The 15651-nt window shown below is 61.4% G+C and carries 14 protein-coding genes and 4 tRNA genes; 1 reads left to right on the top strand and 17 read right to left on the bottom strand.

Features of this window, described 5'->3' with window-relative positions; genetic code table 11:
• Positions 1 to 26: 26 nt before the first annotated feature.
• The 10 genes from HMPREF3153_RS12840 to HMPREF3153_RS04070 form a co-directional block, all read right to left on the bottom strand.
• Positions 27 to 293, bottom strand: coding sequence for a type I restriction-modification system subunit M N-terminal domain-containing protein (locus HMPREF3153_RS12840; RefSeq protein ID WP_070420095.1), 267 nt, complete (start codon positions 291 to 293; stop codon positions 27 to 29).
• Positions 294 to 789: 496 nt separating this feature from the next.
• Entirely contained in the window at positions 790 to 1494 is a 705-nt protein-coding gene (rplA, locus tag HMPREF3153_RS04110) for a 50S ribosomal protein L1 (protein ID WP_005527671.1), read from the bottom strand.
• Between the two features lie 103 nt (positions 1495 to 1597).
• A complete protein-coding gene (rplK, locus tag HMPREF3153_RS04105) occupies positions 1598 to 2041 on the bottom strand; it encodes a 50S ribosomal protein L11 (protein WP_005527670.1) in 444 nt (147 codons plus the stop codon).
• 206 nt (positions 2042 to 2247) lie between these two features.
• Positions 2248 to 3093, bottom strand: coding sequence for a transcription termination/antitermination protein NusG (gene nusG / locus HMPREF3153_RS04100; protein WP_005527669.1), 846 nt, complete (start codon positions 3091 to 3093; stop codon positions 2248 to 2250).
• 194 nt (positions 3094 to 3287) lie between these two features.
• Positions 3288 to 3620, bottom strand: coding sequence for a preprotein translocase subunit SecE (secE, locus tag HMPREF3153_RS04095; protein WP_046646506.1), 333 nt, complete (start codon positions 3618 to 3620; stop codon positions 3288 to 3290).
• A gap of 25 nt (positions 3621 to 3645) precedes the next feature.
• Positions 3646 to 3721: transfer RNA gene (locus HMPREF3153_RS04090), tRNA-Trp, on the bottom strand.
• 132 nt (positions 3722 to 3853) lie between these two features.
• A tRNA-Met gene (locus HMPREF3153_RS04085) sits at positions 3854 to 3925 on the bottom strand.
• 31 nt (positions 3926 to 3956) lie between these two features.
• Positions 3957 to 4032 (bottom strand) — tRNA-Thr (locus HMPREF3153_RS04080).
• Positions 4033 to 4321: 289 nt separating this feature from the next.
• Positions 4322 to 4403, bottom strand: a tRNA-Tyr gene (locus tag HMPREF3153_RS04075).
• 98 nt (positions 4404 to 4501) lie between these two features.
• The gene (locus HMPREF3153_RS04070) at positions 4502 to 5506 is read right to left on the bottom strand and encodes a polyprenyl synthetase family protein (protein ID WP_070420094.1); all 1005 of its coding nucleotides are present in this window, start codon (positions 5504 to 5506) and stop codon (positions 4502 to 4504) included.
• A gap of 99 nt (positions 5507 to 5605) precedes the next feature.
• Here HMPREF3153_RS04070 and HMPREF3153_RS04065 point away from each other — a divergent pair, with 99 nt between their 5' ends.
• A complete protein-coding gene (locus HMPREF3153_RS04065) occupies positions 5606 to 6865 on the top strand; it encodes a geranylgeranyl reductase family protein (RefSeq protein ID WP_070420093.1) in 1260 nt (419 codons plus the stop codon).
• Between the two features lie 205 nt (positions 6866 to 7070).
• Here the strand turns inward: HMPREF3153_RS04065 and HMPREF3153_RS04060 are convergent, their stop codons facing one another.
• The 7 genes from HMPREF3153_RS04060 to HMPREF3153_RS04030 all read right to left on the bottom strand — a co-directional run bounded on the left by HMPREF3153_RS04060 (position 7071) and on the right by HMPREF3153_RS04030 (position 15489).
• Complete coding sequence (locus tag HMPREF3153_RS04060; RefSeq protein WP_070420092.1) at positions 7071 to 7763, bottom strand: demethylmenaquinone methyltransferase; 693 nt, start codon at positions 7761 to 7763, stop codon at positions 7071 to 7073.
• An 11-nt stretch (positions 7764 to 7774) separates the two neighbouring features.
• Positions 7775 to 8971 (bottom strand): glycosyltransferase family 4 protein, encoded by a 1197-nt coding sequence (locus HMPREF3153_RS04055; RefSeq protein ID WP_049192499.1) that lies wholly within the window; start codon positions 8969 to 8971, stop codon positions 7775 to 7777.
• Positions 8972 to 8986: 15 nt separating this feature from the next.
• Positions 8987 to 9508 carry a DUF3592 domain-containing protein gene (locus tag HMPREF3153_RS04050; protein WP_070420091.1) on the bottom strand — a complete coding sequence of 174 codons (522 nt, stop codon included), beginning with the start codon at positions 9506 to 9508 and terminating at the stop codon, positions 8987 to 8989.
• A 27-nt stretch (positions 9509 to 9535) separates the two neighbouring features.
• Complete coding sequence (gene menD, locus HMPREF3153_RS04045; RefSeq protein ID WP_046646475.1) at positions 9536 to 11161, bottom strand: 2-succinyl-5-enolpyruvyl-6-hydroxy-3-cyclohexene-1-carboxylic-acid synthase; 1626 nt, start codon at positions 11159 to 11161, stop codon at positions 9536 to 9538.
• Between the two features lie 31 nt (positions 11162 to 11192).
• The gene (locus tag HMPREF3153_RS04040) at positions 11193 to 11822 is read right to left on the bottom strand and encodes a hypothetical protein (protein ID WP_070420090.1); all 630 of its coding nucleotides are present in this window, start codon (positions 11820 to 11822) and stop codon (positions 11193 to 11195) included.
• Positions 11823 to 11880: 58 nt separating this feature from the next.
• Positions 11881 to 14307 (bottom strand): excinuclease ABC subunit UvrA, encoded by a 2427-nt coding sequence (locus HMPREF3153_RS04035; RefSeq protein ID WP_070420089.1) that lies wholly within the window; start codon positions 14305 to 14307, stop codon positions 11881 to 11883.
• A gap of 162 nt (positions 14308 to 14469) precedes the next feature.
• The gene (locus HMPREF3153_RS04030; protein WP_046646478.1) at positions 14470 to 15489 is read right to left on the bottom strand and encodes an o-succinylbenzoate synthase; all 1020 of its coding nucleotides are present in this window, start codon (positions 15487 to 15489) and stop codon (positions 14470 to 14472) included.
• Positions 15490 to 15651 lie beyond the last annotated feature (162 nt).

Below are 15651 nucleotides of genomic sequence, written 5' to 3'. Positions count from 1 at the left end.
CCCCCGACGTGTCCACTTTCCGGGGGTCAGGCCCGTTCCTCTGGCGAGTCAATGGCAGCCATCTCGCTGAAGCGAAGGTGGCGATGTTCCGCATCATAGAACATCTGACTTGGATCGGGTTCCCCACCCAGCAGGTTCGCGGCCTTCTCAGCGGTGCGCTGACGGTCATCGAGTTGGCGTATAAACAGCAGGTAGGTGAACTGTTCAATGACGGTAATCGGATTCGAAACGCCACCCGGCCAAAAGGCATTCCAGATGGTGTCTACTTGAGATTTTACAGAGCCAGTAATCATGTTCACGAGTCTAAAAAGAGGACCATACATTCTTGGGTTCCCGCTCCGGCGAAGCCTCGAACGGACATGCTAGGTCCTGGTTGGTCCTGGCGGGCGCTGGAACGGGCGGGGCTAGTCTGGGCAGTGGGCTAAATGGCGCACCTCGTCGCCAGCCCAGCTTACAAAACTACGAAAACACCGTGGGCCCCGACCTTCTGGTCGGGGCCCACGGTGTCTCTCTATGCGCTTTGGCTATCGCAACGGTTTCTCAGGCCGTCGCGCCCTGCAAAGCTCAGGGTGTTCTCTCTATCTCTCATGCGCCTCTCTCAAACGCACTACATAAGTATGGGGCATGGAACTTGCTAGACAATAGAATAAACCTGTAAGTCGCCTGAGTGTTCCTGCGAGTTTCCTGGCATCTGGGACTCATAAGGGAAAATAAAGAAGGCTCCGACCAAGAGTCGGAGCCTTCGGCAGTCAGCGTCTCGCACAGTGGCGAGTGCTATTCACGCAAGAATTACTCTGCGTAGTTCTTCTGAACAGAAGCGTCAACCGGGATACCAGGACCAGAGGTGGTGGAGATGGTTACCTTCTTGACGTAAACACCCTTGGAGGAGGACGGCTTCAGACGCAGGATCTCGTCGTACAGAGCGCCGTAGTTCTCAGCGATCTTCTCTGCGTCGAAGGAAGCCTTACCCAGAATTGCGTGCAGGTTGGAAGCCTTGTCAACGCGGAAGGAGATCTTGCCGCCCTTGACGTCGGAAATAGCCTTTGCAACGTCAGCGGTGACGGTGCCGGTCTTCGGGTTCGGCATCAGACCACGCGGGCCGAGGACGCGAGCAACGCGGCCAACCTTAGCCATCTGGTCCGGGGTAGCGATAGCAACGTCAAAGTCGATATTGCCCTCGTTGATAGCAGCGATCAGCTCGTCAGTGCCGACGATGTCAGCGCCTGCAGCCTTAGCGGCCTCAGCCTTCTCGCCCTCAGCGAAAACTGCGACGCGAACGTCCTTACCGGTGCCGTTAGGCAGGGAAACGGTGCCGCGAACCAGCTGGTCAGCCTTACGTGGGTCAACGCCCAGGCGGAAGACGACGTCGACGGTAGCGTCGAAGTTCTTGGAGGAGGTCTCCTTGGCCAGCTTGGAGGCCTCGAGCGGAGTGTACAGACGGGACTTGTCGACGAGCTCTGCTGCTGCCTTGTAAGCCTTAGACTTGGTGCTCATTTAAGCAATTCCTTTTCTTGGATTGATGTGGTGTTGGCGGGCCGTAGCTGGCCCTACCACGAGCGACCACACGAGATGGCCGCTCACTTTTTGATGAAGTTGTTTACTTGGCCGGGATGCCATCAACGGTGATGCCCATGGAACGAGCAGTACCGGCGATGATGCGTGCACCGTTGTCGATGTCGCGTGCGTTCAGATCCTCGAACTTGGTCTGTGCAATCTCCTTGCACTGTTCCCAGGTCACAGAGCCGACCTTGTCGGTGTGAGGAACGCCGGAGCCCTTCTTGATGCCAGCAGCCTTAAGCAGCAGCTTTGCAGCAGGCGGGGTCTTCAGCTTGAAATCGAAGGAGCGATCCTCGTAAACGGTGATCTCAACAGGCACAACGTTGCCGCGCTGGGACTCAGTCGCAGCGTTGTAAGCCTTGCAGAACTCCATGATGTTGACGCCGTGGGCACCCAGTGCCGGACCAACCGGCGGAGCCGGGTTAGCAGCACCAGCCTCGATCTGCAGCTTGATGAAGCCAGAAACCTTCTTCTTCGGAGCCATCGAATTACCTCTTTCCTGTGTTACCGGTGCGCTGCCACGATGAATAACAGCGCCCGTCCGGATGCTCACCTCAAGTGGGCCACCGGGGAGAAACGTTTAATTGTCCGTGCACGCAAAAGGCGCACGGCGTTTCATCTTAGAACACCGTGCGCCCTGCTACCAAATCGCGTAGCATGCCATTTTCCCAGGCTACGCGGCACCTGGTTTTAGGAGATGCGCTCGATCTCGGTCGGGGAAAGCTCTACCGGAGTCTCACGGCCGAAGATGGAAACCAGGCCCTGCATCTTGCCAGTCTCTGGGTCGATCTCGGAGATGGTTGCGGAAACGGATGCGAGCGGGCCAGACAGGATGGTGACTGCCTCGCCGACCTCGAAGTCGTGCGCGTAAGCCTTCGCAGCCGCCTTCTCCGGCATTGCGACGACCTGCTCGCCGTCTTGGTCGCCCGCGGAAGACTTTGCCTCCGGTGCAGCCTCGTTAGGCATGAGGAACTTGGCGACGTCGCGGATCTTGACCGGGGTGGCATTGCCCTCGTTGCCCACGAAGGAGGTAACGCCGGGGGTTTCGCGGACGACGGACCAGGCGGCGTCGTTCAGCTCCATGCGGACCAGGACGTAGCCCGGCAGCAGCTTGCGCTTGACGATCTTCTTCTTGCCGTCCTTGTTTTCCAGGATCTGCTCGACCGGAACAACAACCTCGAAGATGGAGTCCTCAACCTCGAGCGTCTGCGCACGCATGTCGAGGTTGGTCTTCACCTTGTTCTCGTAGCCGGAGTAGCACTGGATGATGTACCACTGGCCCGGCTGCTTCTTCAGCTCGCGGGTGAACTGGCGTAGGCGACGGCGGTAGTCATCGTCCTCGGCAGGAGCGGCCTCGGTGGCCTCAGCAGATGCAGCTTCCTCCGCCGGAGCGGACTGATCCTCAGCCTCTGTGTATGCCTCTTCGGTAGCGGTCTCAGACTCAGCCACTGCTTCTGCTGCCTGCTCCTGGACGCTGCCGATAAGAGCAGCTTCGAGGGAGGTCTCTGGGGTTTCGACGTTGTTCTCGTCGCTCATGGTCTCTACTCCATCTTGTCGCGCGCGAGCTTGAAGCAAGCAAGCGCTCTCAATTTTCTGCGCCCCAGCCTACCTGTGGAATGCCGGCGTGACCGCCAGCACCCCGCAAGCACACGAGGGCAAAAAGTATCCCGCCGTTTCCCTCGCCCTTGCGAGTGAAATCAGCGGGATAAAAGCTTCTGCTAAGCAGGTTACTAAGGAGTGAGGATCTTCTCAACTCCGAGTCCTGCCAGCGTGTCGACGCCCCACACAAGGGCAGTCAGAACGATGAGGAAGGCGAAGGTAATGAGGGTGTACTGCACCATTTCCTTTGTGGTTGGCCAGACAACCTTCTTCATTTCGGATGCGACTTCACCCGGGAAAGCGGCCAAGCCGCCGCCAACGGTGGCGTCATCTTTTTTGCCCTCTACGCGTACAACTCGCTTATCGGCATACGACTGGGAAGAGGTGGTAGCTACACCGGAGAGCTGACGCTTACCGGTGGGGCGTGCAGCGCCAGACTTAATCGGCTGCTGTTCATCGCTCACAGCTGGTTCCTCCTTGGAAAAGTTTTGGCAGGGGCGACAGGACTCGAACCTGCAACCTACGGTTTTGGAGACCGTTGCGCTACCAATTGCGCCACGCCCCTATGCATTTGTCTACCAAAGACAGCATGCACAACCCTACCAGAACGGCGATTTACTTAAGAAACCGCCAGCCCTTGGGCCGGAGTCGGTAGTAAAAAAGCACCCGCGCAATCACGGGCGCCTTTCTTTCCCGGTAGCGATGGCGAGAATTGAACTCGCGACACAGCGATTATGAGTCGCTTGCTCTACCACTGAGCTACACCGCCATAATCATGTGCACCAAGGTGCAGAAATGATTGGAGCCCCCTGACAGAATCGAACTGTCGACCTTTTCCTTACCATGGAAACGCTCTGCCGACTGAGCTAAGGGGGCACAGCCTCTTTGAGTAACGAAGTTTTCTTCGCTGCGCTCTCGTTGAAGCCTTGAAAAGATTAACCCGATTTACTCTAGTTACACAAATCGCCAGCTTAATCCACAAAAAATGGGGCTTTTTAAAGCTTTAGATTGCACACTTTTCGCGCTTTCCATAGACCTTGAACGAGCACTACGCTTGACGACGCCGCGACGGAAGAAGGCGCGGTCCCTGGATTCTGCTCCCTGGAATCTGCCCAGCGCTAGCAAAACCACGAAACCCCGTGGTCGAAACCACGGGGTTTATCTGTGCCAGGTAGAAGATTCGAACTTCTGAAGGCAATGCCGGCGGATTTACAGTCCGCTCCCTTTGGCCGCTCGGGCAACCTGGCGTGCACTTGAGGTGCGATTAGGTACTTTACTACGAAGCCCCCGTTGTCGTGCAAATCGGCAGGACACGGGGGCTTTCATAGCGTTAATACGAAGGCAGCTAGCCGACGCGGCGCACGGTGTAGTCAGCCAGCTGACGCAAAGCTTCGCTAGCTGCGCATTCCGGCAAGACGGAGAGCTGTTCCTCGACCACTCGCAGGTAACCGTGGACGTCGTTCATAGCCTTCTCACGGCCACCAGACTGACGCAGCAGTTCAATGGCACGTGTGACGGAAGCGTCGTCGCCAAGCGGGCCCGTAAGCAGGCCGCGCAGCTCGTCACCCACGGCGCCCTCTTCCTCCAGCGCGTAGAGGACTGGGAGGGTAAAGACGCCCTCGCGCAGGTCAGTCCCTGGAGTCTTTCCCGATTCCTTGGAATCAGAGAAGATGTCGATGATATCGTCGACAATCTGGAAGATCATGCCGATGGCGCCGCCAATCTGGCGCAAAGCCGCAGCCTGCTCCGGCGTAGCACCTGCATGATAGGCACCCAGATAACCCGCGGAAGCAATGAGAACCGCAGTCTTCTCACAGATAACCGCCATGTAGTGATCCACGGCGTTGGCCTCACCCGCACCGATGGTCTCACGCATCTGACCGGTCACGAGTTCCTCGAAGGTTTCAGAGAAATGCTCGACGGTATGTGTGTCCAGCTGGGACATCAAGCGTGAAGCGTGGGCGAGCAGGACGTCACCAGCCAGGATGGCCACCGAGTTAGTCCAGCGGAAGTTTGCGGATTCCACGCCGCGGCGACGCTCGGCTTCATCCATGACGTCGTCGTGATAGAGGGTTGCAACGTGCACCATCTCCACCACCGTGGCGGCCTTAACCACCTCGGGGGAGCCCGGACGCGCGCCAAATTCCGAGGCGAGCAGCGCCATCATGGGGCGGAAGCGCTTTCCGCCGGCGCTCGAAAGGTGGCTGACCTTCTCTTTGACGAAGTCCTGCCCACGATCGATCTCGTGGTGCAGCAGTTCCTCGACGGCAGCTATTCCAGCACTAATGCGCTCGCTTAGCTGCGGGTCACCCAAGTCCACATGCGTGGCATGAGTTTGGCCGTGAGACATTAACAGCGTTCCTTTAACTCAAAAATGCGAGTGATAATCGATTACTTACCGTAGTCCATACCACGGCCCTAAACACACTTAAGGTGGATAACCCGTGCAATGATAGTGCGTATGTCGGAGCATATCGATAACGCAAAACTCGTAGACGTGGCCATCATCGGCGCAGGGCCAGCAGGTTCCGCGGCCGCGATCCACGCGACCAACGCAGGCTACGACGCCTTGCTTATCGACGCTTCCCCCTTCCCCCGCGACAAAACCTGCGGCGACGGCCTGACCCCGCGCGCTATGTATCAGCTGGATCTATTGGGCTTGGACGTCAATTCGTCTTATCGCAATAAGGGTTTGAAGCTCCATGGCTATGGCGGGTCCGTCACTGCCCCGTGGCCGTCCAGCTACCCCACGACTGTGGGAACGGCACTGCCGCGCCACGAGTTCGACAACCTGCTTTTCGAAGCCGCTCGCACGGCTGGGGCCACGGTATGGACGGGCACCCCCGCGACTGCCCCTGAGCTCGCAGGAAATCGCGTGACGAGTTTCCGCGTGGGCGAGCAGACCGTGCGCGCAAAGTGGGTCATCGTGGCAGACGGCGTGCGTTCGACGTTTGGCAAGTTGTTGGGCCGCAAGTGGCATCAGGATGAGGTCTACGGAATCGCGGCGCGCAGCTATGCCACGTCCACCTCTGCGGGCGAGCCGTGGATGCACTCCCACGTAGAGCTCAAGGATCAGGACGGAAGTGTGCAGCCAGGCTATGGCTGGATATTCCCGCTTGGCGAGGAATTGGGTCAGGTCAACATTGGTTTGGGAGCTTTGTCTACCGCGCAGCGCCCGGCCCGCATCAATACGAAGAAGCTTCTTACCCACTACGCCGAGAGCCAGCGCGCCGACTGGGGCTTGGGCGACATCGAGAAGGTGGCCTCTGCCCTGCTTCCGATGGGTGGCGCGGTGTCCAACGTGGCCGGCGCCAACTGGATGCTCATTGGCGACGCCGCCGCCTGCGTCAATCCCCTCAACGGCGAGGGCATCGATTATGGCTTGGAGACAGCCCAGCTAGCCGTCTCCCTGCTGGGCACCAAGGACTTCACGCTGGCGTGGCCGGATCTTTTGCGAGCCCACTACGGCGAGGCCTTCGTCCTAGCGCGCACCGCGGCGCGGCTTTTGACCTATCCACAGTTCCTGCCCTTCGCGGGGCCGGTGGCGCTGCGCGGTCCGGTGGGCCGAATGCTCATGCCTGCCGCGGCGCGACTCATGGGCAACCTAGTCACGGACGAGGACCGCGACGTCATCGCTCGCGCGTGGAAACTCGCCGGGCGTGGGGTTTCGGCAGCGCGCCGCGATACGCCGCTGTGGAACTCGCTCTAGGCCCGCGCTCCTTTCCAAATGGTCCCTTTGATCGGGTCCGTTTAGGGGGTAAAGAAACCATTTGGCGGCATTTTTAGCGCCTAAAACCGCCAAAGGGACCACCCCAAAGGGACCTTTTGCGGGGGAGCCTGGCGAAAGCTCAGCAGAGGGCTCAGTGAGTGCTCGGCAGAGAGCTCGGCGGGGCCGGAGCCAGCGTTGCTGGGGCCTAGTGCAGCGGCTTCGTGGCCGAGTGCAGGGCCACGATTCCGAGGGTCATATTCTTCCAGCCGGCGCCTTCCCACCCATTGCGGTTGATGGCGGCGGCCAACTCTTCCTGGTCCGGCCAGGCGCGGATCGACTCAGCGAGGTAGACGTACGCCTCTGGGTTGGAGGAAACCAGCTTGGCAATCGGCGGCAGCAAGCGGGTCAGGTATTCCTTGTAGACGGTGCCAAAGACCGGGATGATCGGCTTGGAGAATTCCGCCACTGCCAGGCGGCCGCCCGGCTTGGTCACGCGGGCCATCTCACGCAGGCCGAGCTCAAAGTCGTGAATATTGCGCAGACCATAGGAGATGGTCACCGCGTCAAAGGTATTGTCCGCGAAAGGCAGTTTCATGCCGTCGCCCGCCACCTTGGGCACGTCACGCGCAGCGCCAGCCGCCAGCATTCCACGAGAGAAGTCGCAGGCCACACACCATGCGCCGGACTTGGACAGCTCTTCGGTGGACACCGCAGTGCCTGCCGCTAGATCGAGGACCTTCTCCCCTGGCTTAAGGTCCAAGCGCTCACGAGTGCGTTTGCGCCAAATCTTATCCTGGCCGAAGGACAACACCGTGTTGGTGATGTCGTACTTGGCACCGACGGCGTCGAACATCTGCGCAACGTCGAAGGGCTTCTTATCGAGATCTGCCTTTGACATAAATAGCTAGTTTAGGCCACTCGCGCACCGAGGGCACGCGCCGCCCACCGCGGCAGCTCGGGGCGCTGGCCCAGGATGGTCAGCGGCACGCGGCGGGTGTCTTCCAAGACTTCCTCGTAGTAGCCAACAAGCTGCTCACACAGTGCCTTCCACGTTTTATTTGAGATGGACTGCCGGGCGTTTTCGCGCAGCTCCGCGTGAATTTCTGGATTCAGCAGCGCATCGACGGCGTTGGGCAGATCCTCGACAAAGGTCGCGACGTCGAGAAGCAGCCCGTTGTAGCCCTCTTCAATGAGATCGACTGGGCCGCCCGCGCGCGGGCCGATGGTCGGAACGCCGGAAGCCTGTGCCTCCTGAATGGCCTGGCAGAAGGTCTCGAACTCACCCGCGTGTACAAAGACGTCGAGGGAAGCATAGGCCGCGGCGAGTTCCTCGCCACCCAGCGCACCGGTAAAAACTGCGCTGGGCAGCTGCGCCTCGAGTAGCGGGCGCTCGGGACCATCGCCGACGATGACCAGCTGGATATCTTTTCTGTCATTGAGCGAAGCCAAGCGGTGCACGCCCTTCTCCGCAGCCAGACGGCCAACGAAGCCCACGACCAACTTGTCCCCCACTCCCCACTTCTGGCGCAGCGCTGCGGAGCGCTTCGACGGGTGGAAGCGCTCGGAGTCCACGCCGCGCCCCCAGTGGCGCACGTTCTTAATGTGGTGATCTTCCAAGTCCTTGATGGTCAGGGAAGACGGAGCCAAGGTCATCTGGCACGCGTTATGAATGGTGCGCAGCCACTCCCATGTGGCATAGGCCAGCGCGGAGGCGTGGTACTTGGTGGCGAAACCGGCAACGTCGGTTTGGTAGAGGGCCACAGAAGGAATGCGCAGCTGCCGCGCCGAGAAAGCTCCTGCCGCACCCAGCACGAAGGGGCTGGCCAGGTGGATGATGTCCGGCTTGAACTCGCGCAGGGCCTCATCCACCGCCGTGGTGGGCACGCCGACCGGAAGCGAGTCGATGAGAGGAATGCGCACGGTTGGCACGCGGACAATGGGGAACCCAAGGTAGTCTGCGATTTCTTCCTGGCCTTCACGGGCACCTGGAGCAATGACCAGAGCCTCATGGCCGGTGTCCGCTAAGTGCTCCAACACTCGCAAGACAGAATTTGTCACTCCATTGACGTTTGGAAGAAAAGACTCAGCCACGATCGCAACACGCATGCGTTCCATCATCCCCTATTCCACTGTAGATTCTGGTGAAGCGTGCGGAAAATCTTGGTTAACATTCTCGTTTATTTGCATCCGGCGCTCAGCTGCACGGGTGCTCACACCCACCGTCCACCATGCACCGGCGGCGATGAGGCTAGCCACAAACATCGAGGACAGCGCAGGAATTAGTGAAAGCGTCCACTCGCGCCCCTCCACCTTCACTAGGTCGGGGTTCGCGCGGGAGTACAGCACCCACACCTGCTGGCCCTCGCCCAGTCCGGTGGGATACAGCAGCCCCGATTGAGGCGAATGATAGATGCCCTTGTTGTCTTGGAAGTCCACGGAGGTACGCGTGATTCCGACGTCAGTAACCGTGGCCAGCGCGCGCCCTGGGTTTGATTCAATGGAGCGGTCATTGAGAAACGCGCCCACAATCATTCCCAGCATGCCCACCAGCGAGGCCACATACAAAGCGATGATGAGCTGGTGCAGCCGGCGGCGATAGACGGCTGGCGTATATCGCGGGACCACCGCCGCTTTGGGGGTCATCGGCAGCCTTGCTGGTGTAGCGCCCACCTACTTGCCGACCTTCGCGGTGATCTCAGCCTGCAGCTGGCGGCGCGTCTCACGGGTGGTGTGCGCCTCCACCACGGTCACGCCCGCGGAGGTCTCCTTCAGCTCAGCCAGGGTATCCAGCAGCTCCTGCGCGGTATTAGCCTCGCGGTAGTCTGCGCCAAAGGCTTCCGCCAGCTTGGCGACGCCCACCCCATGCGGCGTTCCAAAAGCCTTCTCGAAGGAGGCGCGATAGGGCTCCGCCCCCTGCTCGAGCAGCTCGAAGATGCCGCAGCCGTCGTCGTTTGCCACGACGATGGTGAGGTTCTCCGGGCGTGCCTCTCCCTGCGGGATGAGGAGGGAGGTGGCGTCGTGGAGGAAGGTGACGTCGCCAAGCAAGGCGACGACGCGCGGGGCACGCCAAGCGTCTGCGTCGCGGGACTGGGTGGCCAGTGCCACGCCCATTGCCTGTGCGACCGTGCCGTCGATGCCGGCGGCGCCGCGGGGCGAGTAGGTGTCCACGCCGTCGAAGGGCAAGCCTACCAGGGAGGCGTCGCGCACCGGATTGGAAGCGCCCAAGACCAGGGTGTCATCGACAGACAACGTGTCTCCCACCGCTGCCGCGACGTGCAGTCCGGTAAAGCCCAGCTCGGGATTTTCGAGGGTCTCGCGGACGGCGTCGGAAGCCATCTGTGCTGCACCCTGGCAGATCTTCAGCCACTCGCGGGAAGGCTCACCGCTAACCTTGACTGTGGTTCCCAAGGTTGCGGCATCACCGCGTGGGTTGGTGAAGTCGGCGGTGCGGGAGAGCACGATGAGGTCGATGTCTGGATCGTTGATAAGGGCCAGCACGCTGCGGTGCAGCGTGGGGTGTCCGACCACGATGACCTGCTCGACCTTGGTGTTGACCACGTAGTCGTTGGCGGAGACCTGGGCGCGGCGGAAGATGTGCGCCGCTGCCGGGTGCACCGGGTGATACGGTGCGGGCGCGGTCGGCTCAGCGATGGTGGGAACGTCCTCGAGGCCTTCGACCTCCCAGGCTTCGTCGCCGGCGATGACGAGGGTGTTCTTGCTCAAGTCCACGGCTACCTCGCCGTGGTTTAGCGGGCGCGGAAGCGGGGCTTTGTGTTGCGTGAAGTCGGTGGGGGTGGCGGGCAGTTCGGCGTCGAGAAGCGGCATGTCAAACGCCACGTTGATGTGAACCTGGTGGTCTTTGGTGAAACGCTCAGCCACCGACGGGATGTCCTCGACCTCGGTGACCTGGGTGGTCTCGGCGTAGACGCCGAAAATGCCCTGCTGCTGAATGGTCTGGGAGGCGCCGGTGCCCACGAGGCGCGCAGGGCGGTCCGCGCTAATTACGGCCAACGGCGTGTGAGAATGCGCGGCCTCGACCATCGCGGGCAGTGCATTGGCAACGGCGGTGCCGGAGGTCATCACCACGCCCACGTGGCGGCGCTGCACGCGGGCCATGCCCAGCGCGGTAAAAGCGGCGGAGCGCTCGTCGAGGCGTGTATGAACGCGAATGTCCTGGCGAGCAAGCAAGGCCAGCGAGAGCGGTGCGTTGCGGGAACCAGGACAGATAATGACGTCAGCAAGGTGGCGCGCGAGTTGAGCGGCCACCGCCTCGGCCAGCTTCATGGAGTCAGTCATGCTGCCCCATAGTACTAGTGGCGTTTAGGCCTTAGGCACCCCGGCTATTGCCGTTGCCGTTGTTACCGGTGGCTCCATTCAAAAGCTCATCCAGAAGACCTTCAAGACCCTGGCCGCCCTGTTCGAGCTGGTCTTGGATATCCGGCGGCAGCTGGGTCGGCAGCTCTTCGATTGGGTTCGACGGCGCTTCCTCGGTGACGGTCTCAGTCACGGTGGTGGGCGTTTCCTCAGTAACAGTGGCCGTGGTGGTCACGGCCTCAGGCTGCGATTCTGCCTCCGAGGTGGCGTTGCGCCACATGAAAAACAGCGCGCCAGTTGCGATGACCGCGATTGCTGCAATCGCGGCAAAGACCCCAGTCAGGCCGCTGCCGCCACTCTTGTGGGAGCGCTCCGGCTCCACCTCGTAGCTCGACGGAACCGGGTCATAGTCGCGCTCCGGGCCTGGGGTGTAGCCCGAGCTGTAGCCGCTGGGCTGGCCATAGCTGCTCGCAGCTGGCTGCGAGGCACCCGGGAACACCTGGCGCGGGCGGTCATCCGGCGCACCGAACTGGCGAGTGGCGTCGTTGTTGTCAAAGCCTGAGCCGTAGCCCGTCACGCGGCCAATCTGGCGAGTCTCATCGTCAGAGTAGTTGCCGGAATTGTTGCCAAAGTTATTTGCCATGTCCCTAGAACTACCCTATTTCCCTGTGGGTTCGCAGGGAGATACCCGAAAAGTCTCGTTAACTCTTTCGCGCCAAGGCCCGACCGGTAGGCGTAGCCTGCTTAGCCACATCACCCGGCGCGCCCATCGCCACAATTTCTCCGCCCGCGGCGCCTGCCCCGGGGCCTAACTCGATGACGGTGTCTGCCTGCGCGATGACCGAGAGATCGTGCTCGACCACGATGACGGTCTGTCCGGCGTCGACAAGCTTGTGCAACTCTGCGTTAAGCAACGACACGTCCGCCGGATGCAGGCCCGTGGTGGGTTCGTCGAGGAGGTAAACCGTGTGGCCGCGGTGGGAGTTGCGCGAGCGCTGCAGCTCCGTCGCGAGCTTAATGCGCTGGGCCTCGCCTCCGGAAAGCTCCGGCGCGCCCTGTCCGAGGCGCAGGTAGCCAAGACCCACCGCTTGAAGCGTATCCAGCGCGCGGCGGATGGCCGTGACCGCGGAGGAGGTTTCTACCTCTGCGAAAAGCTCGGCAGCCTCGTCCACAGTCAGCTCGAGGACCTCAGCGATGGTGCGGTCTTCCCATGACACCTCGAGGGTCTCCGGGTTATAACGCTTGCCCTGGCAATCGGGGCACAGCGTATAAGAGCCCGGGAGAAAGACGAGCTCCACCTCGATTTGGCCCGCGCCGCCGCAGGTTGGGCATTGCCCCTGCTTGACGTTGTAGGAAAAACGCGAGACCGTCCACTTCCGTTGTTTGGCTTTTTGCGTGTTGGCAAAAAGCTTGCGCACGTGGTCAAACAGGCCGGTGTAGGTGGCCAAGGTGGAGCGCGGAGTACGCCCGATGGGCTTCTGCGTAATCTGCACTAGGCGCGTGACCTTATCGAGGTTCTCCACTTCTGCCACGCTCCACGGCTTGTCTAGTGACTCCTCCTCCGTTGCCTCGTCGGTAACGGCCGTGACAGATTCCCGAAGCAGGCCGGCCAACACGGTGGAGACCAAGGTGGACTTACCCGAGCCCGAAACGCCCGTGACGGCACTGAAGGTCCCGAGGCCGAAACTCACGTCAAGACCTCGCAGGTTGCGGGCCTGCACCCCGCGCAGGGTGAGCTCGGTGCTCGGGGTGCGTCGAGTGCTGCGGGGCGTGAGCTGCCGCTGAGCCAGCGCGTGGGCGGTGGGAGTATCGGCGAGGTAGTCGACTACTGGGCCCGAATAGATGACCTTGCCGCCGCCCTCGCCGGCGAGGGGGCCGACGTCGACAAGCCAGTCTGCCTGGGCCACCAAGTCCATGTCATGCTCCACCAACAGCACGGAGTTGCCGCCTGCGACGAACCTGCGGCAGATATCCATGACGGCCGCGCGTTCCTCGGGGTGCAAGCCTGCCGACGGCTCGTCAAGCACGTACGCAACACCAAACAGGCCGGAGCGCAGTTGCGCCGCGAGCCGGATTCTTTGTAATTCGCCGGCTGACAGGGTCTCCGTGGGTCGGTCAAGGCTCAGGTGCGCCAGGCCCAGCTCCAGTGCGGAACGCAATGCGGGAAGAATCTGTTTGAGCAGCAGATGCTCGGCGCTGTTTTCCTCGGGCTGCTGTTTGTCGAGCAGTGCGAGGAGTTCGTCGAGGGGCAGCTCGTTGAGGGCGTCGATAGGCAGCCCGGCGTAGGTCACCTTCAGCGCGTGGGGGTTGAGGCGGCGGCCGTCGCAGACCTCGCAGGTGTGTGACTCCATGAATTGGAGGGTGCGTTTGCGGAGGGTATCGGACTGGGTTTCGGCAAGCGTCTTATTCAGGTAGCTCGCGACGGAGCGCCACGTACCCTCGTAGTTGCGCTGAATCTGGTCGGCGCCGCGGAGCGGCTTGACGGTGACCACGGGGCGCTCCTCGGTAAAGAGAATCCAGTCGCGATCCTCTTTCGGCAGCTCCTGCCAGGGCGAGTCGAGGTCATAGCCCAGATTCAAAAGGATGTCGTGGAAGTTCTTGCCCGCCCAGGCTCCCGGCCAGGCGGCGATGGCGCCATCCTCGATGCTGAGGGTGGGATCGGGGACCATCGACTGCTCCGTGGCTACGTGCACGATGCCGGTGCCCTGGCAATTGGGGCACATTCCCTCGGGCGTGTTCGGCGAAAAGGAATCCGAATAAAGGCCCTCTGGGTTGTCCCCGGCGCGCGAATAAAGAAGGCGCACCGAATTTGAGATAGCGGAGATGGTGCCCACCGTGGAACGGGCGCCGCCGCCGGAGGTGGACTGCTCCAGGGCAACAGTGGGCGGCAGGCCCTCAATCTGGCTGACCTGCGAATCCACGGCGGAACCGATGAGGCGGCGTGCAAAGGGGGCCACGGATTCGAGGTAGCGGCGCTGCCCCTCGCCGTGGATCGTACCGAAGGCGAGGGAGGACTTGCCCGAGCCCGAAACGCCCGTAACGGCCACGACCTTGCCGCGCGGAATGTCGACATCGACATTCCTTAAGTTGTGGAGGTGAGCATCGCGGACACTGATAAATCCAGTCATGAGTTCCACCGTACCCACAGCGTCTCTGCGGGGTGAAAAGTGCGCATTTTGCCAAATATGGCCAGGAATCTTCGAAGAATCCAGCTCCTATTTGGCAAATTGTGCGCTGCTAGCGAGAAGGTGCCCCGTTAGCGAGAAGGTGCCCCTCCGCTAGCGCGAAATCTAAAGGTACTGCCAGCACTCGCGGACGCGCTCAAACCACCAGTCGCGGCGCTCGGGCGCGGCTGCGAGGTCAGCCAGGCGCGCGGGATCTGGGATCGCCGGAGTGGCTTCCAAATGGCCATCGATAAGCGGGCGCGGCTCGGTGACGTCCTCTATAAAGAGCGAGCCGGTGGCCAGGCCCGCGGCGGCGGGAGTGACGTCAATGTCTTCGTCGTCGAGAATCTTCGGCAGCGCTGCGACAGCCGCCAGCCCCATGCCGATACCCACGGATGTATCCAGGGCCGAGGCTACGGTGATGTCCATGTGGCGCGCACGCAGTTGCTTCGCGACATCCAGCACCCTACGCACTCCGCCCAAAGGCGCAGGTTTGACCACCGCGACGTCGGCAGCCTGCAGGTCCGCGACCCGGAAGGGATCCTCGACCTTCCGGATGGACTCGTCGGCGGCGACGCGCACGAAGAGGCCGTTGCGCATTAATTGGCGGCGAACCTCCGCGAGTTCTTCGGCGGTGGCGCACGGCTGCTCCATGTAGTCCAGGGGCATTAGGGCCTTGGCCGCCTCAATGGCTTGTTCCACGCTCCAGCCGCCGTTGGCGTCGACGCGCAGCACCGGAATGCGGCCCTGCGCGGTGATGTACTCACGCACTGCCTGCACACGGGCGACGTCGTCTGCAAGGCTCTGCCCTGGCTCTGCCACTTTGATCTTGAAAGTGCGGCAGCCCGGGTAGCGCTCCATTACCTCGGGAACCTGCGCGGCGGGTACGGCGGGGATGGTGCCGTTGACCTCGATGAGGTCGCGCACGGGTTCGGGGAAGCCTTCGTAGGCAGCCTCCAGGCCTGCGGCGAGCCAGTGTGCCGACTCCGCAGCTTCGTACTCTAGGAAAGGCGAGAACTCGCCCCAGCCGGCGGGGCCCTCGATGAGCAAGGCTTCGCGGGTGGTAATACCGCGGAACTTCACCGCCAAAGGCAGGGCAACAACATGGGAGCGGGAGAGGACATCATCAATTTCAACCTGGGACATGGAATGTAGCGTACCTGACCCAGTTTTAGCTGCTGCTTAGTTCGCTGCCTGTCACAACAGCTGTTAGAGTAAGAACAGAGGTTATAACAACCGCGGTTAGCCTTTAAGCCCTGCGTAAAGGGCATATTTCTGCATATCTTTTATCCAGCAAAAGGCAGGTCA

This window comes from Corynebacterium sp. HMSC06C06 (genome assembly GCF_001807295.1).
Classification (GTDB): Bacteria; Actinomycetota; Actinomycetes; order Mycobacteriales; family Mycobacteriaceae; genus Corynebacterium; species Corynebacterium striatum.
Note: the sequence above shows the minus strand (reverse complement) of the source record. Positions and strands in the feature narration are given on the sequence as shown.